Source organism: Curtobacterium sp. PhB190 (genome assembly GCF_004365385.1).
Classification (GTDB): Bacteria; Actinomycetota; Actinomycetes; order Actinomycetales; family Microbacteriaceae; genus Curtobacterium.
Map to the genome: position 1 here is coordinate 18,144 of NZ_SODN01000017.1, position 22,110 is coordinate 40,253.

22 protein-coding genes are annotated in these 22,110 nt (G+C 69.9%); 11 read left to right on the plus strand and 11 right to left on the minus strand.

Going from position 1 to position 22,110, the window contains the following annotated elements:
• Positions 1–56: 56 nt before the first annotated feature.
• A complete protein-coding gene (locus EDF47_RS18900; RefSeq protein WP_133939148.1) occupies positions 57–1,100 on the plus strand; it encodes an LLM class flavin-dependent oxidoreductase in 1,044 nt (347 codons plus the stop codon).
• An 88-nt stretch (positions 1,101–1,188) separates the two neighbouring features.
• Here EDF47_RS18900 and EDF47_RS18905 read toward each other — a convergent pair whose 3' ends face one another.
• Entirely contained in the window at positions 1,189–2,403 is a 1,215-nt protein-coding gene (locus EDF47_RS18905; RefSeq protein WP_123939447.1) for a glycosyl transferase, read from the minus strand.
• Positions 2,400–3,248, minus strand: a complete 849-nt coding sequence (locus tag EDF47_RS18910) for an HAD-IIB family hydrolase (protein ID WP_133939150.1) — start codon at positions 3,246–3,248, stop codon at positions 2,400–2,402. The genes EDF47_RS18905 and EDF47_RS18910 overlap by 4 nt, the downstream gene beginning before the upstream one ends.
• 236 nt (positions 3,249–3,484) lie before the next feature.
• Here EDF47_RS18910 and EDF47_RS18915 point away from each other — a divergent pair, with 236 nt between their 5' ends.
• Positions 3,485–3,991, plus strand: coding sequence for a hypothetical protein (locus EDF47_RS18915; protein ID WP_131881767.1), 507 nt, complete (start codon positions 3,485–3,487; stop codon positions 3,989–3,991).
• A gap of 114 nt (positions 3,992–4,105) precedes the next feature.
• On the opposite strand, the gene EDF47_RS18920 is transcribed toward EDF47_RS18915, so the two are convergent.
• Positions 4,106–4,705, minus strand: a complete 600-nt coding sequence (locus EDF47_RS18920; RefSeq protein WP_243834101.1) for a TetR/AcrR family transcriptional regulator — start codon at positions 4,703–4,705, stop codon at positions 4,106–4,108.
• 180 nt (positions 4,706–4,885) lie between these two features.
• On the opposite strand from EDF47_RS18920, the gene EDF47_RS18925 reads away from it, so the two are divergent.
• Both EDF47_RS18925 and EDF47_RS18930 read left to right on the plus strand, forming a co-directional pair.
• On the plus strand, positions 4,886–5,434 hold the full coding sequence (locus EDF47_RS18925; RefSeq protein ID WP_235035867.1) for a hypothetical protein: 549 nt from the start codon (positions 4,886–4,888) through the stop codon (positions 5,432–5,434).
• A 32-nt stretch (positions 5,435–5,466) separates the two neighbouring features.
• Positions 5,467–6,078, plus strand: coding sequence for a stage II sporulation protein M (locus EDF47_RS18930; RefSeq protein WP_208321013.1), 612 nt, complete (start codon positions 5,467–5,469; stop codon positions 6,076–6,078).
• Positions 6,079–6,087: 9 nt separating this feature from the next.
• Here EDF47_RS18930 and EDF47_RS18935 read toward each other — a convergent pair whose 3' ends face one another.
• The 6 genes from EDF47_RS18935 to EDF47_RS18960 all read right to left on the minus strand — a co-directional run bounded on the left by EDF47_RS18935 (position 6,088) and on the right by EDF47_RS18960 (position 13,346).
• Positions 6,088–7,401 (minus strand): MFS transporter, encoded by a 1,314-nt coding sequence (locus EDF47_RS18935; protein ID WP_132100909.1) that lies wholly within the window; start codon positions 7,399–7,401, stop codon positions 6,088–6,090.
• Positions 7,402–7,425: 24 nt separating this feature from the next.
• The gene (locus EDF47_RS18940; RefSeq protein WP_132100910.1) at positions 7,426–8,370 is read right to left on the minus strand and encodes an amidohydrolase family protein; all 945 of its coding nucleotides are present in this window, start codon (positions 8,368–8,370) and stop codon (positions 7,426–7,428) included.
• A 12-nt stretch (positions 8,371–8,382) separates the two neighbouring features.
• Positions 8,383–9,321 (minus strand): amidohydrolase family protein, encoded by a 939-nt coding sequence (locus tag EDF47_RS18945; RefSeq protein ID WP_133939154.1) that lies wholly within the window; start codon positions 9,319–9,321, stop codon positions 8,383–8,385.
• Positions 9,314–10,606, minus strand: a complete 1,293-nt coding sequence (locus EDF47_RS18950) for an MFS transporter (protein ID WP_133939156.1) — start codon at positions 10,604–10,606, stop codon at positions 9,314–9,316. Before EDF47_RS18950 ends, EDF47_RS18945 begins: the two co-directional genes overlap by 8 nt.
• 86 nt (positions 10,607–10,692) lie before the next feature.
• Complete coding sequence (locus tag EDF47_RS18955) at positions 10,693–12,036, minus strand: gluconate:H+ symporter (RefSeq protein ID WP_133939158.1); 1,344 nt, start codon at positions 12,034–12,036, stop codon at positions 10,693–10,695.
• On the minus strand, positions 12,033–13,346 hold the full coding sequence (locus EDF47_RS18960) for a homoserine dehydrogenase (RefSeq protein ID WP_133939160.1): 1,314 nt from the start codon (positions 13,344–13,346) through the stop codon (positions 12,033–12,035). Before EDF47_RS18960 ends, EDF47_RS18955 begins: the two co-directional genes overlap by 4 nt.
• 175 nt (positions 13,347–13,521) lie before the next feature.
• Between EDF47_RS18960 and otnK the strand changes: the two genes are divergently transcribed.
• From otnK to EDF47_RS18975, 3 genes are read left to right on the plus strand one after another with little or no spacing between them, the layout of a single operon-like run.
• Positions 13,522–14,742: a 3-oxo-tetronate kinase gene (otnK, locus tag EDF47_RS18965; protein WP_133939162.1), complete on the plus strand. Its 1,221-nt coding sequence runs from the start codon at positions 13,522–13,524 to the stop codon at positions 14,740–14,742.
• The gene (locus EDF47_RS18970; protein ID WP_243834103.1) at positions 14,739–15,410 is read left to right on the plus strand and encodes a class II aldolase/adducin family protein; all 672 of its coding nucleotides are present in this window, start codon (positions 14,739–14,741) and stop codon (positions 15,408–15,410) included. The genes otnK and EDF47_RS18970 overlap by 4 nt, the downstream gene beginning before the upstream one ends.
• A gap of 4 nt (positions 15,411–15,414) precedes the next feature.
• Positions 15,415–16,227 carry a DeoR/GlpR family DNA-binding transcription regulator gene (locus EDF47_RS18975; protein WP_132100917.1) on the plus strand — a complete coding sequence of 271 codons (813 nt, stop codon included), beginning with the start codon at positions 15,415–15,417 and terminating at the stop codon, positions 16,225–16,227.
• Here the strand turns inward: EDF47_RS18975 and EDF47_RS18980 are convergent.
• Complete coding sequence (locus EDF47_RS18980; protein ID WP_132100918.1) at positions 16,217–17,251, minus strand: alpha/beta hydrolase; 1,035 nt, start codon at positions 17,249–17,251, stop codon at positions 16,217–16,219. The genes EDF47_RS18975 and EDF47_RS18980 overlap by 11 nt on opposite strands.
• A gap of 275 nt (positions 17,252–17,526) precedes the next feature.
• Here EDF47_RS18980 and EDF47_RS18985 point away from each other — a divergent pair, with 275 nt between their 5' ends.
• Positions 17,527–18,534, plus strand: a complete 1,008-nt coding sequence (locus EDF47_RS18985) for a carboxypeptidase-like regulatory domain-containing protein (RefSeq protein WP_132100919.1) — start codon at positions 17,527–17,529, stop codon at positions 18,532–18,534.
• A gap of 195 nt (positions 18,535–18,729) precedes the next feature.
• Here EDF47_RS18985 and EDF47_RS18990 read toward each other — a convergent pair whose 3' ends face one another.
• Positions 18,730–19,443: a GAF and ANTAR domain-containing protein gene (locus EDF47_RS18990; protein WP_131973727.1), complete on the minus strand. Its 714-nt coding sequence runs from the start codon at positions 19,441–19,443 to the stop codon at positions 18,730–18,732.
• A 288-nt stretch (positions 19,444–19,731) separates the two neighbouring features.
• Between EDF47_RS18990 and EDF47_RS18995 the strand changes: the two genes are divergently transcribed.
• Genes EDF47_RS18995 through EDF47_RS19005 form a run of 3 tightly spaced genes read left to right on the plus strand, consistent with a single transcriptional unit; the run spans position 19,732 to position 22,000 of the window.
• On the plus strand, positions 19,732–20,061 hold the full coding sequence (locus EDF47_RS18995; RefSeq protein ID WP_133985724.1) for a hypothetical protein: 330 nt from the start codon (positions 19,732–19,734) through the stop codon (positions 20,059–20,061).
• On the plus strand, positions 20,049–21,341 hold the full coding sequence (locus EDF47_RS19000) for a hypothetical protein (RefSeq protein ID WP_133939168.1): 1,293 nt from the start codon (positions 20,049–20,051) through the stop codon (positions 21,339–21,341). Before EDF47_RS18995 ends, EDF47_RS19000 begins: the two co-directional genes overlap by 13 nt.
• Positions 21,338–22,000 carry an ATP-binding cassette domain-containing protein gene (locus EDF47_RS19005; RefSeq protein WP_133939170.1) on the plus strand — a complete coding sequence of 221 codons (663 nt, stop codon included), beginning with the start codon at positions 21,338–21,340 and terminating at the stop codon, positions 21,998–22,000. Before EDF47_RS19000 ends, EDF47_RS19005 begins: the two co-directional genes overlap by 4 nt.
• The last annotated feature ends 110 nt before the right edge of the window (positions 22,001–22,110 follow it).

Below are 22,110 nucleotides of genomic sequence, written 5' to 3' on the forward strand. Positions count from 1 at the left end.
GATCCACCCTGCCAGCCGGACCCCCGCGCCACCCGGTGGTCTGGCACGATCGAGGCATGCCCCTCGACGGAACTCCCCTGGAACGGCTCGGCTTCCTGACGATCGGGTCGTTTGACCCCGCCCGACCGTCCGAGGGACACGAGGACACCCTCCGGGTGATCGAGCGCGCGGAAGCCCTCGGCTTCGACAGCGCGTGGCTGCGCCACCGGCACCTGCAGCACGGCATCTCGTCCCCCGTCGCGGTGCTGGCCGCCGCGTCGCAACGGACCTCGCGGATCGAGCTCGGCACCGCCGTCACGCCGATCGGGGCGGAGAACCCGTTCCGCCTGGCCGAGGACCTCGGCACCGTCGACGTGCTGTTGGGTGGGCGCCTGAACCCCGGCTTCTCGGTCGGCACCCCGATGAACTTCGACCTGTACCGCGACGCGATCTACCCCGACACCGCCGAGCACGAGGACCTCGGCAACGACCGACTCCTGCGCTTCCGTGCCCTCGTGCGCGGAGAAGCGGTGACCGGAACCGGAACCGCGACCGGCACCGTCGAACGCCGAGGGATCGAGGAGTTCGCGAGCACCGTCCAGCCCCACAGCACCGGCCTCGCCGACCGCATCTGGTACGGCACCGGCAGCACGAAGTCGGCGGTCTGGGCCGGTGAGAACGGCTTCCACCTGCTCACCTCGAGCGTCACGCGCAGCGAGGTCGGCACGGACTTCGCCGCCAACCAGCGCGCGCAGATCGACGCCTACCTCGACGTCCACCCCGATCCCAGCACCGCTCGGGTCTCGCAGGGCCTGGTCGTGATCCCGACCGACACGGCGACCCGCGAGCAGGAGGCCCGCTACCGCGCCTACGTCGAGAGCCGCTCGGGCCGCGTCGGCGTGCCGATGGGGCCCGCGGGGATGCTCTTCGCCGCCGACCTCGTGGGGACCTCGGCGGAGATCGCGGACCGGTTGCGCGCCGACGCCGGCTACCAGGCGGTCACCGAGGTCGCCTTCGCGCTGCCGTTCTCGTTCGAGCCGGACGACTACGCGCAGATCACCACGGACATCGCCGAGCACCTGGGTCCGCAACTCGGCTGGGCGCCGGGACCGGCGGCCTGAGAACGGCGCCAGACCGCCGGACGGGAGGCACGTGGCCAGCTCTCGCTGTGCCTCCCGTCCGCCCTTCGGTCGCGCCCAGGGCGCGTGATCAGTCCTGCTGGTCCGCCTCCACCGCATCCTGCAACCGCTCGAGCACGTCCGGCACCGCCGAGCGCACCCGGCTCCAGCTCGGGATGAACGGCTTGTCGTCCGGGCGCGCGCTGAAGGCGCCGCCGGCGTCGAGGATCGCCTTGGTGAAGAGCTCCACCGCGGCTTCTTCGGCGTGCTGGTCGAAGCCGAGGCCGCTCATCTCCGCTTCGTGCCGGTAGACCTCGACGATGTCGAGGGCGTTCCGGTAGTACGTCGCCTTGAGCACCCGGAACGAGTCCGAGGTGAGCGGGACGCCCATCGTCGCGAGCTTCCGGAGCAGCGACTGCACGATGTCGTTGCCCATGCGGGCGAGTCCGCCGGTGCCGTCGGCCTCGGCGAGGGGCTGGTGCTTGTGGTCGTACGCATCGGCGATCTCCACCTGGCACACCTGCCGCGTGGCGTAGTCGCGGTAGACCTCGGACAGCATGCCGATCTCGAGGCCCCAGTCCCCCGGGATCTTCAGGCCGTTCAGCACGTGCGCGCGCATCGCGAACTCGCCGGACAGCGGGTACCGGAAGCTGCTCAGGTACTCCAGGTACTCGGACTCCCCGTAGACCTGGCGGAGCGACCGGAGCAGCGGACCGACGAGCAAGCGTCCGACGCGACCGTTGATCCGGCCGTCGGCGACGCGGGCGTAGTAGCCCTTCGAGAACTCGTAGTCGAACGCCGGGTTCGCGACCGGGTAGAACAGCCGCGCGAGCATGCCCCGCTCGTACGTGGTGATGTCGCAGTCGTGCAGCGCGATGCACTCCGCGCGCTCCGACGCGAGGGCGTAGCCCGTGCAGTACCAGACGTTCCGGCCCTTGCCCGGCTCGCCGGGAGCCAGCCCCTCGCGCTCCAGCTCGGCGTCGAGTTCCCGCAGGCGCGGCCCGTCGTTCCACAGGATGCGGTGCCGCTGCGGCAGCCGGGCGAAGAACTCCCGCGCGTGTTCGAACTGCGAGCGGTCGGCACGGTCCAGCCCGATCACGATCTCGCTGAGCCAGTCGGCCTCGGCGAGCTCGTCGACGATCCGTGAGAGCGCCGGGCGTTCGAGCTCCGAGTACAGCGCCGGCAGGATCAGGCTCATCGGCCGCTTCTCGGCGAAGCCCCGCAGGTCGTCCTCGATGCTCGCGGTGCTGCGGCGGCCGAGGTCGTGGAACGTCGTGATGACGCCGTTCTGGTGGAAGTCGCTCATCGGTGGCTCCTGAGGTGCTGTTCGAGGTGGTGTCCGAGCTGGTGTTCGAGGTGGTGTCCGAGGCCTTCGCTCCAGCCGAGCGGGCCGGGGTGCGTCGTGCGGTACACGCGCTCGGGTCGGTCGTCGGCGAGCGGTCCGGGTGCCGGGCCGTGGCCGCGGACGACGACCGCCAGGTCGACGGCGTCGAGCAGCGCCGAGTCGTTCGGGCCGTCGCCGAGCCCGACGGTGCGCGGAGCAGTGCCGGTGCGACGTTCGTGGTCGGCGACGAGCAGGCGGACCGCGGTGCCCTTGTCGCGCCCGGCGGGCAGGACGTGCCAGAAGCGGCCGCCGCGCACGAGGTCGAGGCCGGCCGCGGCGAGCGCATCGCGGAACGCGTCGGCGCGGTCGTCGTCCTCGGCGTGCCAGAGCAGGACCTCGGAGGCTTCGCGCCGCCGAGCATCACCGGCTGCTCCGAGGTCGAGTCCGGTCCAGGCGGCGACGACCTCGTCGGTCTCGCCGCTGAAGGTCGCGAAGTGGAGGTCCAGGTCCGATCGGGTGTGGTCGAGGGCCGTGCGGAGACGCGCGAGGTCGGCATCCGCGGGGCCGGCACCGGCGCCGGTGGTCACGTTGCCGTCCGGTCCGACGACGATCGCGCCGTTCTCCGCGACGAACGCCTGGCCATCGAGACCGGTCCGCCGCTGCAGGGCGGTGATCTCGGCCGGGGTCTTGCTGCTGCAGAACACCACCGGCACGCCGTCGGCGCGTAGGCGCTCGAGCATCGGAAGGGCAGCGTCGAACGAGTAGTCGTGGTGGTCGAGGAACGTCCCGTCGAGGTCCGTGACGACCATCAGGTCCTGTGGTGGCATCGTGCTCCGCTCGCGGCTGGGTGGGCTGCGGGCGACGGTGCCCCGGACCACCCTGCCATGCGTGGGAGTCCGGTTGGTGAACAGGGGCGGCTGGGTTCCGTGGTGCGCGCTGCGCGTAGGTCGCTCGATTCGACGTGGGGCGCCGGGCACCCCAAGCCCATGCCCGATCCCCAGCCGAAGGGGATGACCGACTTCCAGAAGTCGCTCCTGGAGAACCCGCAGTGGACACTGTGAACGTGAACCAACGAATCCGTGGCGCCGCCCGCACCAGCGTCGGCGTCACCCTCATCCTGACGGCGGCACTGACCGTGGCCGGCTGCAGCAACACCCCCGGAGGCATGACAGTGGATCCGTCCGAAGCGAAGAAGTCGATCGTCGACGCCGTCAAGGAATCCACCGACGCGGTCGGCGGCGAGTGGACCGTGTACCGCGGCCCGGCCGCCGAGGTCTGCACCCGGTCGGGCGGCGGCGATGGTGCCCGTTTCGTGTACATCCTGGAGCGGAGCGGCACCAACGGCACCGATCCGGCTGCCGACATCCGGACGGTCGAGGAGCTCTGGAAGTCCAAGGGGATCACGACGGAGCGGTTCGAGAGCGGCGGCTCGGACCCGCTCACCGGCATCCGGGGCGCGGACGGGCCCGTCACCTCCATCGGCTTCAACGCGTACCCGCTGCGGTACAGCATCACCGGTGTCTCGAAGTGCTCGGACGGCGACGTGCAGGACCTGCGCAGCGCCGAATGAGGCCGGCGCCATGATGATCCGACATTCGCGATCCTGATCGCCGAGGACGAGCCCGTTGTCGTGGCCCCGACTCGACGCCCGGGAGCCCGGTCGGTGGGCAGGAGCGGCTGGCCCTCAGCGCAGTACGGCAGCGACCGCCAACCGCATGGACGCCCGCTCGAAGGCGGCCCGAGCAGGCGCACCGGGAAGGGCGCGCTCGAGTGCGAGGCCGTTCACGACCGTGAGCAGGAACCGCGCGTGTTCCTCAGCGTCGCCGTCCTGCAGGACCCCCTCCTGCCGCAGCACCGACAGCCACCGCTCGACCCGATCGACGGCGAGCCGTTCCATCGCGAGGAACGTGTGCTCGGCATCACCGGCGACCGGCACGGCGACGTAGGCATCGTGCAGCGCCGCCCAGTTCTGCCGAGCGGACGCACCGCTCCCGATGCTCGCGAGGAGCAGGTGCAGGCACCCCTCGAGTCGCTCGGCGGGCTCCTTGGAGTGGTCCGCGATCGGGTCTTCCGGGAGGTCGAGGCTCTGGAGTCCCTCAACGACGGTGTCGATGAGCTCCCGCTGCGTCGGGAAGAAGTGCCGGAGCGACCCCGTGCTGACGCCGGCGCGGGCAGCCACCCCACGCACGCTCAGGCGAGCCGTCGGGTCCTCTCCGATCATCGTCGCCGCAGCGATCAGGATCTTCGACCGGGTGTCCGGTGCCGCCGGATCGACCAAGGTCACCATCCTCTCCATTCGACTAGCACAGTGTGCTAGCGTCTCGCCGTGTTGTCACACTGTACTAGAGAGGACGGGCGGATGGATGCGAACCGGCGAGCACAACGGTGGGCCAGCCGAGCGAAACCCGGTGACGGAACGAGCCTGAAGCCCTTCCGCTGGTGGCAGACGACGCGGCGCTCACTGATGTCGATCACCCTGACGCGCAACGGCGTCCCGGTCCACCACACGATCGACGTCCGCCACGGCGGGGACGCGACCGACGGGGTCGTACGTGCTCGCCTCTACGTCGACGGCACCTTGACCCTCGTCTCGCGGGTCCCTGCACGATTCCCGGTCACCGGCGGGCACATCGAGGTCCGTGTCAGCGAGTCGGGCCTGCGCCGCTGCCACTTCGTCGCCGAGGACGGCACCCAGCGGCAGCTCGTTCCCGACCCTCGCTCGGCCGAAGGGCGCCGCCTGCGGTTCGCGCAGCGCCACCCTGCTGCGAGCAGGATCGTCGGAGCCGTGTCGGTCGTCGTGCTGCTCGTCGGTGTCGGTCTCAACGTCCTGCAGGTGCTCGAGCCGATCTCGGAGATCCCGCCGATCGCAGACACGGTCGGCACGTTCGAGTCGCCTGTGCACCTGACCCCGTGGGCCAACGTCGCGCTCGGCTTCGCGGCAGCCCTGGGAGCGGTCGAGCGAGCGACGCGGCTGCGCTACCACTGGCTGCTCGACGGCGGAGCAGCCTCGTGACGCCGCCGGTCGGCCGCAGCGTGGTGCGAGGCTTGGGCCAGATCGTCCGACGGGAGTCCCGCGCGTACCTCGTCCTGAACCTCTCGGCGTACGGGCTGGTCGTGCTGGGCTTCGCGATCGGCCTCGTGTTCCCCGGACTCACCGACGCCCGGATGTCCGCGATGGAAGCCGACGGCACCGCCGGACTCGTCACCCGACTCGTGAGCTCGCCGGCGCTCTTCGCACTGACGATCCTCGCCGTCAACGTCCTCCGGCTGAGCCTGCTCACGCTCGTCCTGCCGTCACTGGTCGTCCCGTTCGCTGGGCTCGCGATCTTCGGCGCTTGGGCGGTGCAGACCGGGATCACCCTCGTGCCGTCGACCGGAGAAGGCTGGGTGGCGTTGATCCCGCACTCCGTCACGCTCCTCATCGAGCTGCAGGCCTACGTCCTCCTGCTGCTGGGCTCGTTGATGGTGGGCAAGTACTGGCTCCGCCCCGGGGCCGCCGGGGTGGAGCGTCATCGGGACGGGTACCGACGTGGACTCCAGCAGCTCGGCACCCTCGCCGTCCCCGCCCTCGCCCTCCTCGTGATCGGTGCCGCGTGGGAGGCGGCCTCGCTGCGGTACCTGGTCCACCCGCTGAGCCAGTGGCTCCTCGCGCCGTGACGCAGCTCGCTACGAGGTGAGGTCGGGGGTCTCGACCCGGCCAGGCACTGCGGCATGTGCACGCGCGGTCCGCACCGTCAACGTCAGGACACCGCCGAGCACCATGAACCCCGCGGTGATCCACAGCGCGATCGTCGCCGAGTCCGTGGCGTCCTTCGCCGCGCCGATGGCGTACGGCGCCGCGAACCCCGCCAGGTTCCCCGTGGAGTTGATGAGCGCGATGCCACCGGCGAGCGCGGTGCCACTGAGCATCGACGTCTGGAAGCTCCAGAAGACGGCTGGGATCGAGAGGGCGCCGGCGTTGGCGAGCATCAGTCCGATGATCCCGAGCACCGCCTGGTCGCCGGCGAGGATGCAGATGACGAACCCGACGGCGCTGAGCGCGAAGGCCGCTGCGATGTGCTTCTTCCGTTCGCCGTGTCGGTCGGAGCTGCGGCCGAAGATCACCATGGACACGATCGCGGCGAGGCTCGGGAGTGCCGACACGAGACCGACCGTGACGTCGCCGTCGATCCCGAGGTCACGGATGAGGTTCGGCAGCCAGAAGCTGATGCCGTAGAGCGCGAAGTTGTACGAGAAGTAGATGCCGGTGAGCATCCAGATCATCGGGCTCCGGAAGACCTCCCGGAGCTTCGTGTGTCCGGCGGGTGGGGCTTCGGCGTCGAGGAGCGCGCCCAGCCGGCTGCGTTCGGGTTCGGTCAACCAGCGCACGGTGCGGTGGTCCTCCTGCAGGTACCGGAGGACGACGAAGCCCAACACGATCGTCGGGATCGCCTCGATGATGAAGAGCCACTGCCATCCGTCGAGACCCGCGACGTCGCGCATGCCGTCGAGGATGAAGCCGGACACCGGCCCGCCGACGACCCCCGAGGCGGCGAGGGCGATGTAGAAGATGCCCCATGCTCGGCCGCGACGGCTGGCGGGGAACCACTGGGACATGTAGAAGAGCACGCCGGGGATGAAGCCGGCCTCGGCGACACCGAGCAGGAACCGCAGCACGTAGAACGTGGTCTCGGAGTCGACGAGGAACATGCACCCGGAGATGAGGCCCCACGTGATCATGATCCGGGCGATCCACTTCCGCGCACCGACCTTGGCGAGGATCAGGTTGGACGGGATCTCGAAGATGAAGTACCCGACGAAGAACAGGCCGGCGCCGAGTCCGTAGACGGCGTAGGAGAAGCCGAGGTCGGTGCTCAGTTGTTCCTGCGCGAATCCGATGTTCACGCGGTCGAGGTAGGACAGGAAGAAGCCGATCATCGCGAGCGGGAGCACGCGGGTCGACACCTTCCGGAAGAGTGCGTCGTCGTTGACGGTGGTCATCGGGTTCCTTCGTTCGGTGTCGGATCAGCCGACGGTGTCGGCGAGCGGGATGCGGTAGACGCGAGCGGCGGTGCCGTGGAAGAGGGCGTCGAGCTGGTCCGGGGTGGACCCGGCGGCCCCGGTGAGGATCGTGTCCATCACCTCGTCGAAGTCGGGCGCCGTGAGCGTCGCGACGGGCAGGTTCGAGGCGAACATCGACCGGTCGTGACCGAAGACCGCGAGGGTCTCGCGGACCACCGCTTCGTTGCTCGGACGGTCCCAGCGGTTCCCGGGCAGGCCGAGCTCGGAGACCTTGACGACCGTGTTCGGCAGGGCGGCGAGTCGTTCCATGCCGTGGCGCCAGATCGCGAGTCCGTCGTCGCTGCGGTCCAGGGGCAGGCCGCAGTGGTTGATCACGACGGTGGTGTCCGGGATGTCCTGGACGACGTCGGCCGCTTCCGCGAGGTGGTGGTACGGCACGCGGAGGTCCCAGCTGAAGTCGTACGCCGCCAGTCGGTGCAGACCGGCGATCCAGGCTGGGTCCTGCATGGACCCGGGGACCCCGCGCACGGTCGAACCCGGGTGCGCGGAGGTCACGGGCTTCGACCGGACGCCGCGGACCAGGGGGTGTTCCGCGTGCCCCGCGAGCACGTCGTCGAGGTCTGGCTGGGTGAAGAACACGTGTCCGACGGCCGCCATCGGGAACCGCGGGTCCGTTTCGTGGAGCGCGGTGAGCCATGCCGATTCCTCGACCTGCTCGGTGCGGGAGCGTTCGGCCTCGCAGTGCACCGTGCCGATGACGTCCCATCCCGCGGTCGCGTGGAGGTAGTCATCGGGCATGAAGGTGTGGCGCATCGCGGCGTAGTCGCCGAGGAAGAAGTCGGCGTTGACATCCGTCTGGATCCAGGGCCAGTGCCCCTCGCTCTGCAGGTCCCAGAAGTGGTGGTGGGCGTCGAGGATCCTCGGACGGTGGCCGTTGGCGATGGTCATGGTCGGTGCTCCCTACGAAGCGCTGGCGGGCTGGTGGATGCGGGTAGGTCGGTAGACACGGGCAGCGGTGTCGTGGAACACGGCGCGCTGCCCGGCCGCCGGGAGGTCGGCGAGGATGTCCCGGAAACCGTCGAGCATCGCCGCGTAGGTGGTGAACATGCCGTCCACGGGGAAGTTGCTGCCGAACATCACCCGCTCGGCGCCGTAGAGGCCGACGAGTGTCAGGACGACTTCGCGGTTGACGAACTGGTCCCAGCCGTCGGCCTCGGTGCACAGTCCGGATGCCTTCACGACGACGTTCGGCAGGTCCGCGAGCTCGGCGAGCGCTGCACGCCACCCACGCATGGTCCGTGCGCCGTGGTCGAGGAGCACGCCGGCGTGGTTCACGACGATCAGCGTCTCGGGGTGGTCGACGGCGAGCTCGGCCGCTTCGTGGAGGTTCCACCACGGAGTCTGCAGTTCGAAGTGGAGTCCGTGGTCGGCGAGCAGCGCGTAGCCGGCGCGCCAGGTCTGGTCGCTCATGCGCGTCCGACCGGACCCGACCTGCTCGAGCCGAGCCGGGCCTCCTGGCTTGTGCCGGATGCTGCGGACGGACGGGTGCGACGCCTGTGCGGCGAGCACCTCGGCGACGTCGTCGGCGTCCAGCCGCGCCTGCGCGGCCATCGCGCCGGGCACGCCGGTGGTCGCGGCGACCCGTTCCAGGGACCGGGTCTCGCCGACGGGTTCGGCCGGGTCCCACTCGGCCTCCATCGAGACGGTCGCGACGACCCCCTGACCAGCGGTGTCGCGGAGCAGGTCGGCGGCGGTGTAGTCGTGCTTGATCGCCGAGTAGTCGCCGTAGCGGTGCGGGACGAGGACGCCGGGCCGCAGCCACGGGTACCGGTCGTCGGCGAGCTGCCACAGGTGGTGGTGCGCGTCGATGACCGGGCCGCGGTACCCGGCCTCAGGCACGAGCGGGCTCCGTCCGCGTGGTGCCGGTGAAGTTGATCGAGAGCGAACCGACCAGGTAGACGGCTGCCGCCATCGCGAGGAACACGAGGACTGCCGTGTACCCGCCGGTGAGGTCGAGGAGCACCCCGGCCGCGATCGGGACGATGATGCCGGCGGCGGTACCGGCGAAGTTCATCACGCCGCCGACGATGCCGACGTTGCTCGGCTTCGCGAGCATCGACGGGATGGTCCAGTAGAGCCCGCCGAACAGGTTGAAGAACACGCCGATGCACAGCAACGCGACGGCGACGGCGGTGTCGGTGACGAACGGCAGGGCGACGAGCGCCACCAGGCTGAGTGCGCCCGAGCCGCCGAACAGCATCTTGAACGCCACGTTCCGGCGGAACCGGCGCTGCAGACGGTCAGCGAGGAAGCCGCTCAGGATCTCGCCCACCGCGCCGCAGGAGAAGATCAGGAACGTCGCGAACCCGAGCGCGGAGAGGTCGAGTCCACGGGCGGCGGAGAGGTAGCTCGGCCCCCACGTGACCAGGCCCCAGAACACCATCGCCCACGCCAGACGTCCGACCACCATCGCGATGACGTTCGCGCGGCTGACCCCGGGGCGGTCGGACTGCTCGTCCTCGGCCTGTTCGATGAGGGCGACCTCGGCGGCGTTCACCGATCGGTGCTCGGAGGGGCGGTTCCGCAGGTACAACCACGCGCCGAGGCCGAACAGCACCGTGCACACGCCGATGATGACGAACGAGACGCGCCACGAACCGGTCGTACCGATCAGCCATGCCACGACCAACCCGCCGACCGCGGCGCCGAGCGGAGCACCGGAATCGATCAACGTGACGCCGCTTGCTCGCTTGCGCGGCGGCATCCACTTCGACACGAGCGACGACGCCGCCGGCATGAACGGCGCCTCGAACGCGCCGAGGCCGATGCGGGAGAGCACGAGCATCACGGCGTTCGCGGCAAATCCGGCGAGGGCCATGAACGAGCCCCAGATGACGGACGCGATGCCGATGACGGTGCGCGGCCCGAACTTGTCGACCGTCAGACCGCCGGGGATCTGGAGCAGGCAGTACGACCAGAAGAACGCGCTGAGGATGATCCCCTGCACGGTGCCGGAGATGTGGAAGTCGTCCCCGATGAAGGGCAGGGCCACGCTGAGCGCGCTGCGGTCGACGCTGTTGATCGTGTAGAAGACGAACAGCAGGATGACGATCGCCCAGCGGATCCTGGTCGGGCGGGCGACACTGGGGTCGCTGTCCGGCTCGAGGCGGGTGGACGCGGTCATGATGCTCCTTTGCACGGGGTGGGTGCGGCGAGCGCCGCGTCGGGGGCGGCGAGCGCCGCGTCGGGTGCAGCGCAGGCTGCGTCGGGTCAGACGACGAGGGAGAGCAGCAGCACGCCGACCACGCCGATCACCGACTGGAGGGAGAGCATGAGCGTCCACGTGCGGAACGTCTGCTTGACGGACAGCTGGAAGTACTCCTTGAACAGCCAGAACCCGGAGTCGTTGACGTGCGAGAGCATCACCGAGCCCGACGCCGTGGCGAGCACGAGCAGCTCAGGCGAGATCGACGGGTCGGCCGCAGCGAGCGGAGCGATGATCCCGGCTGCCGTCACGGTGGCCACGGTCGCCGACCCGAGCGCGATGCGCAGCAGGGCAGCGATCACCCAGGCCAGGATGAGTGCCGGCACGTGCCATCCCTGCGCGTACTCGACGATGACCTTGCTCACGCCCGTCTCGGCGAGCATCGCTGCGAGTCCACCGCCGGCTCCGATGATGAGCAGCACCGGTCCGACTGTCTTGAGTCCCGAACCGGCGACGCTCCCCATCGTCGCGATCGACGATCCGGAAGTCCGGCCGAGGCCGATCATCGCGACGACCACGGCCAGGAGCAGCGCGACGACCGGGTCGTCGCAGAACGTCAACACGGTGTGCAAGACGGTGCCGTCGGCCGTGGCGTCGACGCCGAACGCGCCGATCACGAGCAGCAGCGGCGGGAGAAGCACGACGCCGAGGGCGAGCCACAGCGGCGGGCGCAGTTCCGTCAGCTCACGGGACCCGGCAGCGGGACCGGCATCGAGGTCGGGTGCCGGTCCGAACCAGCGCGAGGCGACCCGGGTGAGCACTGGCCCGCAGAGGATGACCGTCGGGATCGCGACGACCAAGCCGAGTGCCAGGGTCAGTCCGAAGCTCGCGTCGTAGGCGGCGACCGCGGCGGTGGGTGAGGGGTGCGGTGGGAGCAGGCCGTGTGCGGTGTACAGGCCGGCGGCGAGGGGCATCCCGACGAACAACAGGTGTGTGCCGGAACGGCGTGCGAGGGCGTAGGCAAGCGGCACGAGCATGACGAAGCTGACGTCGAAGATGTTCGGCAGGCCGATGACGAGCGCAGCGACGGCGATCGAGATCGGGATGAGCGCGACCTTGCGGTTGCCGATGAAGGCGTCCGCGATCCGGTTCGCCCCACCCGTGCTGGTGAGGATCGCGCCGAGGAGCGACCCGAGTCCGATCACCGGAGCGGTGTCGGAGAGCGTGTCGCCGAATCCCTGCTCGAACTTGCCGACGGTGTTCTCGACGCCGAGTCCGCTCGCGAACCCGAGCAGCAGCGCACCGATGAGGAGCGCGAGGAACGGGTTGAGCTTGAACTTCGCGATGCCGATGACGAGCAGGACGATCGCGACGGCGGCGAAGACGAGGTGGAGTTCCGGTGCGCTCACAGCGCAGCTCGCGAACCTGCCGCACGGGCTTCCTCGAACATGCGCTGCCCGATCTCGTCGATCCCGGTGAGGTCGTCGAACGTCAGCAGGTGACCGGCGGGCACGTCGCGGACGAGCCGTGCACCGCCGAGCAGGTAGAACGGCGCGGTCCCCGCGGGCGCGTCGTCATCGGACAGCAGGACGGGGTCGATGCCCGCGACCTCGTGGTGGTGCCCAGCCACCTGGAAGGCCGCGCCGGCCGTCAGTGGCTCGGCGGTCCGGCCGGCCAGCACGGAGCTCTGGCGCGGCGCCGGGATGGTCGCGGTGCCCGAGGCTGCGGCTGCGATGGTGAGCGGCGTCTCGACGCCCATCAGGTGGTACGGCCAGAACACGCAGGCGTAGCGGCCGTCCCGGCTCACGACGTGCCCCTTGCCGGCGAGCAGTCTCCAGGTCTCCGGGTCGCCGGTGCGGACGACGACGAAGACACCTCCGCCGAAGCTCGCCTCGTCGGGCAGGCGGAGCATCGAGAAGACGTCGAGACTGCCCGGACGGTCGATGATCCCGCCGTCGGCACGGGCCGCGTACACGTCGGCGAGCTCGGCGGTGCGGACGACGGGGTAATGCAGGTCCTCGCGGTCGGCGGTGTACCCGGTGTACTGGGCGACGACGGTCATCTCGCAGTGGTCGGCCGCGGCACGGCGCTTGAGCGGAGCGACCAGGTCGGCGCGCGCGGCGAGTGTGGCGTGCAGGTCGTCCCCGAGGGCGAGCAGGTCGGCCATGCCCGGCGCGGGGATGGTCTCGTCGACCTGGGTCACGGTGCCGGCGGTCGGGTCGAACACGAGGTCGTACTCCCCCGACTTGCCGAGCGCGACGATGTCGAGCCCGACACGTTCGATCCAGGTGACGAGGCGGATGAGGTTGGCCGGCTGGTCCCCGTCGCCGGGCAGGTAGCGGACGCCGGCCGCGGCGGCCGTGGCGGCGAGCGTGACGCCGGCGACGGTCTCGACCTCCTTGCTCACCATGACGACGTGCACGCCGTGCGCGATGGCGGCTTCGGCGTACGCGACGCCGGCGGCGACCCGGCCGGTGGCCTCGACGAGCACGTCGATCGCGCTCCAGTCGATCCCCGCCAGGTCCGGTACGACGGTGGCGTCGCTGATGCCGAGGTCGGCGAGCATCGACTCGACCCCTGCCCCGTCCGGGTCGACGAGGACCGTCGGCGTCATGTCGGCCACGTTCCGCAGCTGTGCCAGGAGGGTCCGTCCGTAGCCTCCGCGCGCGCCGGTCAGCGCGACTCGGGTCTGCGTGCCACTGGGCTGCTGGATCGCCATCGTTCCTCGTCTCCTCGTTGATCAGGTGCCCGATGACCGGGTCAGGTGACCACCGGGCGATCGCCACCGTAACACCGCTTGTCACAGTTGTTCAACTTCTTTCACACGGATTCACGTGTATTCTCATTGGAGGACGCGCGCCGGAGAGCGGCGGGCATCGTCAGGAGGGAACGACATGGCCACGATGGGCGTCATCGCCGACGACTTCACCGGAGCGACCGACATCGCGACCGCGTACGCCGCCCGGGGCTACCGGACCGAGGTCCTCACGGCACCCGACGCGCGCGCAGACCCCGGAACGGACGTCTCCGTCGTGGCGCTGAAGACCCGGACGGCGCCGATCGACGTCGCCGTCGCCCAATCGCTCGCCGCGCACGACCGTCTCGCGGCAGCCGGCCACACGAGGTTCTTCCTCAAGTACTGTTCCACGTTCGACTCGACCGATCGCGGCAACATCGGACCGGTCCTCGACGCACTCGTCGAACGCACCGGTGCTGCACGCTGCGTCGTCGTCCCCGCGTTCCCCGACAACGGCCGCACCACCTTCCAAGGACACCTCTTCGTCTGGTCCGACCTGCTCGAGCACTCCTCGATGCGGCACCACCCGCTCACCCCGATGACGAAGTCACGCGTGGCCGACATCCTCCGCCCGCAGACCCGGCACACCGTCGGCGAGGTCCGTCTCACGACGGTGCAGGCCGGGCCGGAGGCAGTCCGGACAGCACTCGACGCGTCCGCAGATCCGTACGTCGTCGTCGACGCGGTCGACGACGACGACCTCGTCACGATCGCCGCGGCCACCGAGGGAGACGTCCTCCGGTCCGGCGGCTCCGGGCTCGCCCTCGGCGTCGCACCGGGCAGTGCGGACGCCACCGCCGCCTTCACCGCGCCCGTCGGCCGCCGCCTCGTCGTCTGCGGCAGCGCGTCTGCGCGCACCCGCGAGCAGATCGCATCCGCCGTCGCGGCCGGCTCCCCCACGCACCAGCTCGACGTCGCCCGGCTCGCCGTCGATGCACCAGCGGTCGTCCAGGAGGCCGTGGCCTGGCTCCGAGCGCAACCCGCGGACAGCGCACCCGTCGTCTACAGCGTCGGCGTTCCGTCCGACGTCTCCGCGGACGCCGACAGCTCGACCCGGGTCGAGCACACACTCTCCGAGATCGTCGACCGTGCGATCGCCGACGGCTTCGCACAGTGCATCGTCGCCGGCGGGGAGACGTCCGGCGCGGTGGTCTCGCGGCTCGGGATCCAGCGGCTCGTCATCGGTGCACCGATCGCCCCCGGTGTGTGCTGGGCAGAAGGGGTGACCGCATCGGGACGCCGCATCGCCATCGCACTGAAGTCCGGGAACTTCGGGTCGCCGGACATGTTCGTCACCGCATGGGAGGCCCTCGCGTGAACACCACCGACCACTGGCTCGCCGACGTCACCGTTGCCCTGGCCGACACCGGCAAGCGCCTCGCGGCGGCCGGCCTGAGCCCCGGCAGCACCGGCAACATCAGCGTCCTCCGCGACGGACGGGTCGCGATGACCGGTACCGGCACCGACCTGAGCGACCTCCGCCCCGACGGCATCGCCGAGCTCACCCTCGACGGCACCCACGTGCACGGGCCGCGGCCGTCGAAGGAGGTCGCCATGCACCTCGCCATGTACGCCCGGAACCCGACGCACGGCGCATGCGTGCACGTGCACTCGCCGTTCTCCGTCGCTGCGTCCTGCCTCGCGCCGTGGTCCGCGACGAGCGCGATCCCACCGATCACCCCGTACTTCGTCATGCGTGTGGGGCAGACGCCACTCATCCCCTACCGGGCTCCCGGCCACCCGGAGATCGGCGCGCTCATCCGCGACGAGCCGACACCCTCCAGGGCCGTCCTGCTCGCCAACCACGGCCAGGTCGTCAGCGGGACGAACACGGCCGACGCCCTCGAAGCCGCCATCGAGCTCGAAGAGGCGTGCCGCATCAGTGTCCTGACCGCGGGACACGACCGACGACTGTTGTCCGAGGACGACGCGATCGAGCTCGCCGACCGGTACGGCACGCCGTGGACCCGACGATCGCTACAGTGACCGTGTGAGCGAGCCGCAGACGTCCGAACCGCCGCTCATCCCCGAGCAGCGGCGCGACCTGATCGTGCGCCACCTGCGGCAGGACTCCGTCCTGAGCTACCGCCAGCTCGCCGGTCTCCTCGGGGTCAGCCACATGACCATCCGGCGGGACATCGCCGAACTCGAGGAACAGGGCCGGGTGATCGCGACCCAGGGCGGCGCGAAGAGCGTCGCACGGGTCGCGAGCGAGCCGCCACGGATCGAGAAGTCCACGACCGAGGTCCGCGAGAAGGACGCGATCGCTGCCAGGGCCGCGCAGCTCGTCCACGAGTCCATGACGGTCTACCTCGACGCCGGGACGACCATCCAGGCGATGCGGCCCTACCTCGACCACCTGCACGACCTGACCGTCGTGACGAACGACCTCGTCATCGCGTCGTCGTACCTCGACCACCCCACGATCGAGGTCATCGTCGTCGGCGGACGCCTCGACAAGCAGAACCAGTCCACCGTCGGACGGCTCCCCTCGATCGTGCTCGCAGAGCTCTCGATCGACGTCGCGTTCCTGAGCACCAGCTCGTGGGACCTCCGTCGCGGGATCACCATCCCGTCCGAGTCGAAGGTCGAGCCGAAGAAGGCGGCGGCGCGCGCGGCCGGTTCCACCGTGCTCGTCGCGACGAGCTCGAAGTACGGCACGTTCGGCCGGTACCGGGTCCTCGGACTCGACGAGTTGTCGACGATCATCACCGACGACGGCCTCCCGCTCCGCGATGCCGCGTCCATCGAGGCCGACGGTGGTGGCGGAACCTCCGTCGAACGCGTCACCGTCAGCCGCTGACACGGTCGAGGCACATCCGGAGGTGTCGGCCTCTGTCGTCCCGGGAAGGATCGCCGAGCAGCCGTCGGGTCCAGTCCGCCAGGGCCGCGGTCGCGGTCCTCGAGATCGCGGCGTCGGGCACCATGCTCGTGAACCCGTGGAAGGCACCGGGCCAGACGTGGAGCTCCGCGTCGACCCCCGCTGCCCAGAGGCGGCTCGCGAAGGCGACGTCCTCGTCGCGGAAGACCTCAGCACTGCCGCAGTCGATGTAGGTGCGCGGCAGCGCCGACAGGTCTGCGGCACGAGCCGGAGCGGCGTACTCGGAGACGTCAGGGGTGGCACGGCGTGGGCCGAGGTACGCGTCCCACGCGAAGCGGTTCATCTGGCGGTCGGCGACCCCGACGCCGTCGATCTGCTGGGTCGAGACCGTCTCGTCACGGTCGTCGAGCATGGGTGACACGAGGATCTGCGCCATCAGGTCGGGACCCTGCCGGTCACGGGCGAGCAGGGCCGTCCCCACCGCGAGTCCGCCGCCCGCGCTCTGCCCCGCGATGACGATCCGCGCCGGGTCGATGCCGAGCTCGTCGGCGTGCGCCGCCACCCAGACGAGACCGGCGTAGCAGTCCTCCACCGGGTACGGATCGGGGTACTCGGGTGCGAGGCGGTAGTCGACGCTGACGAGGACCACGTCGTGGTCGAGCAGCCAGTCGTCGAACGAGTCGAGGTTCCCGAGGTGGTGGCCGAACATCATGCCCCCGCCGTGAATCGAGTAGACGGCCGCGGTCGCACCGGCCGCACCGGTGCGCTCGACGCGGTCGATGATCGCGAGGTCGATGGGCTCACCGAGGTACCCCGGAACCGTGACGTTCCGCCGCTGGTACCCGCGGGACCGCAGGCGCTCGTCGAGGACGTCCTCGGGCACGTCGAGCTGTCGCATACGGGGCAGCATCTCTGCGGTGATGGTGAACGGACCACGGGCCTCGAGCGCCGTCAGGAAGGTCGCGAGTTCGGGGTCGAACGGCGGGCGGGCGATGGGGTCGGACACGGGCACACTCCTTCGATGAAGAAGTGGCGACTCCCGTGAGACGCGTGTGCGGTCCCGCCTGCCGGAGCAGCGCGGGATTTTTTCCCTCTGCCGAGGACAGTAGTGCACGCGACGCTCCGGAGCGCGCACCGCACTGTGCAAGAAGCCGCGGAAACGAGGTACTGAACGCCGACGTTCCTGGTGCGCAACCGGGACGCCGTCCTTCCCCACCACTCGCACGACGCGTACAGTCCCCCGCAAGGTAAGACCGGTGGGCGGGGAACGCGATGCGACTGATGACGGGAACGACACTGGTCGTGGCGCTTGCCGCAGCAGCGATGGTCGGCCTGGCGCCGCCAGCGGCCGCGGCCGGGTCGGGGACGATCGCTGTGCAGCTCGCGACGCCGGACGGCACCCCGATCAGGTTGGCGGACGTCGAAATCGCTGCGATCGGCATCGACGCCGTCGTCGGGACCGCCACCACCGATGCCGACGGCACCGCGACGTTCACCGGCATCCCCGCCCCGGACACCGTGACGGTCACCACACGGCAACTCCCGCCGCGCGGAACGCAGACCTACGCCCCCGGACTCCGCTCGGCCATCGTGGTCCGCGGCGGCACGACGGTCGCGGTCACCGTGCCGCTCGTGATCGGCGCCACCGTGGAGGGCGGGGTGGTCGGCCCCTCGGGTCCCGCTGCTGGACGGTTGATGTACGCCTGGAACGAAGACACCTCGCAGGTGTTCCGGACGACCTCGGACAGCGCGGGCCAGTACCGGTTCGTCGGGTTGAGCACCGGGAAGTACCGCATCGAGGCCTACGCCAGCGGCACGGCGTCGCCCGCCGTCTGGAAGACCCGGGTGTACCAGCAGCGCGGGACCCTCCCAGCGTCGCAGGTGACGTTGTCGAGGCACTACGCACACAGCGACTACGACCTGGTCGTCTACGCCGACACGGCGTCCCGCACCCCGTCGCCGCTGCTCAGTGGCGCGCGCGTCACGGTGACGAACGCGACGACCGGTGCGTCGTTCTCGACCCGGTTCTCGACGCTGCTCGACAGCGAGCAGACGGCACAGTTCCAGATTCCCTCCGGGCAGTACTTGGTCGAGCTCCGGACAGTGGCGACGACCGCGACGCCGGCGCGTGTGCTGTGGCTCGGACGCCCCGGCGGCGTGTACCGGTACGTGACCGACCGGGCCCAGGCCGTCCCGGTGCGGGTCGTGTTCGGCGGATTCAACGGCTGGGGTGGGGCGGTGCCGGAAACGTCCGTGGCCGTGGCCGCTTCGACCGCAGCCACGTCGTGATCCACAGGACGGCGCTCCGGGTGACCGAAGCGGAAACGAGCGAAAGCGGCGACGCCGGGCGGGTGGCTGAGTCTGGCTGAGCGGCGCACCGCGCCAGCGGGGCGACGGCCGTGACGGGAGGGACGGTGTCAGCTGGCATCGGGCCTCCTGTCCGTCTGGAACACGTACCGGCGCAGCGTTGCGAGGGGGCGGGGACTAGCCGAGGGTGGTCCGTCCGGCGAGGACGGCGAGGGCGACCTCGGCGAGCGGGAGCTGGTTCCGCCGCGCGTGGTCGCGCAGCAGGGAGAACGCGGTCGCGGTGTCCACCCCGTTCCGGTTCGCGATCCACCCCTTCGCCTGCTCGATGACGGTACGGCTGTCGAGTGCTGCTTGCAGTTGCCCCTGCGTCGTCACCGCGTCGTCGATGGTGCGCTGCTGCATGAGCGAGACCGCTGCGATGTCGGCCAGTGCCCGCGCAGCGATGAGGTCGTCCTCGTCGAACGCGCCGGCGGACTCGCCGAACAGGTTGAGCGATCCGATGACGGTGGTCCGGAGCCGCAGCGGGATCGAGTGGACGGCTGTGTACCCGGCGTCAGCCGCGGCCCGGCAGAAGTGCGGCCATCGCGGCTCGGCCACTCGGACGTCGGGGATCGAGACCACGCTCCCCGTCCGCGCTGCCTCGAGACAGGGCCCGTCGCCGACTTCGAGCTGCAGGAGCTCGAGCAGTCCGCTGTGGTGCCCCACCGAGGCGGTGATCTGCAACCGGTGATCCGAGCCGAACAGCATCAGCCCGGCAGCGTGGACGTCGAACAACGCCGCCGACTCGTCCACCAGGTGCTGCAGGCGCCCGGTGAGGTCCTCTGAGCTGGTGGCGCTGCCGACCAGCGCGATGATCGTCTGCAACAGTCGTCGTTCGCGGTCGGCGCCCACGGGGTCACTCCAGATGCTGTGATCAGAAGTGGCCGGTCGTGCCCTGCTCCAGCAGTCGAAGACCGCGTGCCGCCACACTACGGCCCGGGGATGCGAACACGCCTGGCGCAACGACTCCCCGCTGGGGACTCGTCCAGATCACCGACCCGGGTGCGAACGGCCGACTGGGCGTCAGATCGTGCTGGCGTCGAGGACGAACCGGTACCGGACGTCGCTCGCGAGCATCCGTGTGTACGAGTCGTTGAGATCATCGACGACGGCACGAACCGCAGGACGAACGTCGACGCCGTGTCACCGGTCCTGGTCGCGCTCGGCGCGCTCGTCATCATGCTCATCGCCGTGGTCGCAGGTCTTCAGGCTGGACGATGGGAACTCCGCACCGCCGCCGTCCGCTTCACCACCGGGTTCCGACCGCTGAACACCCTTCGCAGCGCGGCCGCCAGAGTCGCTCTGATCGGCACCGCCGCCTGTACGACCGCCCTCGCGGGCGCGGCGGTCGTCAGGCAAACCACCACCCTCGACCTCGACGTCACCACCGCAGTCATCGCGGTCGGAAGCGTCGTGTTTGCCGTGTCCGTCGCTTCGTTCTGGCAGGGAAGCCGTCGATGGAACTGCTGAACGACCTTCGGTCCAACTGGACGATCATCGTCGCCAAGATCGTCCTGATCGTGCTGCTCGCACTCTGCTGGTACAACGTGGCGTCGTTCACCCAGTCCACGTCGCAGGCCGTGACCCAGGGCCTGTCCACTGTTGCCGATGCCGACCTCTACACGGTGATCGACGATCTCGACCCGGAGGCTTTCGAAGCGATTCGGCGAGACGAGCGCGCACTCGACGCAGTCGCCTCGTTCGTCGACCGCATCGATGACGAGCCCGGATTCAGGTTCATCTCCTCGTACGACCAACCCGTCACCGTCCAGGACTTCCGCGGCGACGATCGCTTCGACGTCGGCTACGGGACCGAGTACACGCTCAACGGGAAGTACCAGGACGAATCGGGGCGGAGTGTTCAGGACATCAAGTCCATCCAGCTCAACGAGACCGCGTTCGAGTTCGCGGGGCTCTCCGTGCAGGACGGCAAGCCGATCGATTGGGACGCCGTCGACTGGGCTTCCGGCCGGATCCCCGTGCTGCTCGGCAACGAGTACCGCGGCGTGTACGAGCTCGGGCAACACCTCACCGGAGCGGTCATCCTGCAGGCGCAGGAGCTCGAAGTCGTCGGTTTCCTCGAACCGGACAGCGCCATGTACTTCCGCGGTGAGGCCAACCACTACCTCGATGACACCGTGATCGTGCCCTACCCGCCGACACTCGCCGGACTCGACCGAGCAGCACTCGACCGGTTGGATCCCGAGCTGTTCGGACGCCTGGTGTTCCAGGTACTGAACGCCGACCTCGCCGTCGATCGCAGCCTCGATTTCGGTGGAGTGGTCGCACGACTCGACGGGATCGGAGACGAGACCGGCTTCAGGTCGTACACGTTGCTCGGAGTACCGACCTACCTCGTGCAGCTCTCCCTCGTCCGCCAGCTCATCCAGGACAACCTGGTGCTCGTCACCGCGCTGCTCGTCGTCCTCACCGCGGGCGTGGGCCTCATCACGGTGTTCCTCAACCGACTCCTGCACCACCGTCGAGCGCCGGTCGCGCACGTGCACCATCTCCTCGGGAAGAGCCCGGACCACACGAGCCGACTGTTCCGCCCAAGCCGCCTCACCGAGTACATCGCCGCGTTCGGGCTGTTCCTCGCGACGAGCGCGGTGCTCCCCAACGACAGTGCGACGGCTCGATTCGGCGCCGGTACCGCCCTCCTGCTCTGGTGCGTGGCGGACGGGGCACTCGGCCGACGAGCCGTCCGCATCGAACTGACCACCGGACGCAGAAGAGGTGCCCCACGATGATCACACTGCGCGACGTCTCGAAGACGGTCACCGAGCCCGACGGATCGACCAGAACGCTGTTCGACCGACTGCACTTCGACCTTCGCGAAGACGATCGCTCCGTAGCCATCACGGGACGCAGCGGATCGGGCAAGAGCACGCTGCTCCGGGTCCTCGCCGGCCTCGACACCGACTTCGAGGGGACCTACGTCCATGATGGGCACATCCTTGAGCGCACCGCGTCCAGGATGGCGGCGCACCGACTCCGACACATCGGCATCGTCACCCAGGATCACAACCTGCTCGGCGACCGCAGCGTGCTCGACAACGTCCGGCTCGGCGTTCCTGCTCGTGCCGGCTCGGCCGCCCGAGCACATGACGCCCTCGAGGCGGTCGGCATCAGTCACCTTGCCGTCAAGCGCCAACGGCGACTCTCGGGAGGAGAAGCGCAGCGCGTCGCGATCGCTCGAGCCATCGCAAAGCGCCCAGCCGTCGTCCTCGCCGACGAGCCCACCGGCGCACTGGACGAGACGACCGAAGACGACGTGCTCGCCCTCTTCGACCGGCTGCAGCAAGCGGGAACCAAGTTCGTGATCGTCACCCACAGTGAGCGCGTCGCACAGCGATGCGGACGGCAACTCCAGCTCCACGACGAGCAGCCCATCGCGCGCGGCACGTGATGCAGCCTGGAGGGACGGTGCCAGTGAACTGGTCCCGGTTTGTTGGACCGTGAAGTCAGATTAGGCCGCGAGGGCGTGAGCTCGGTATTGAACCGGGCTCATGCCCTCGA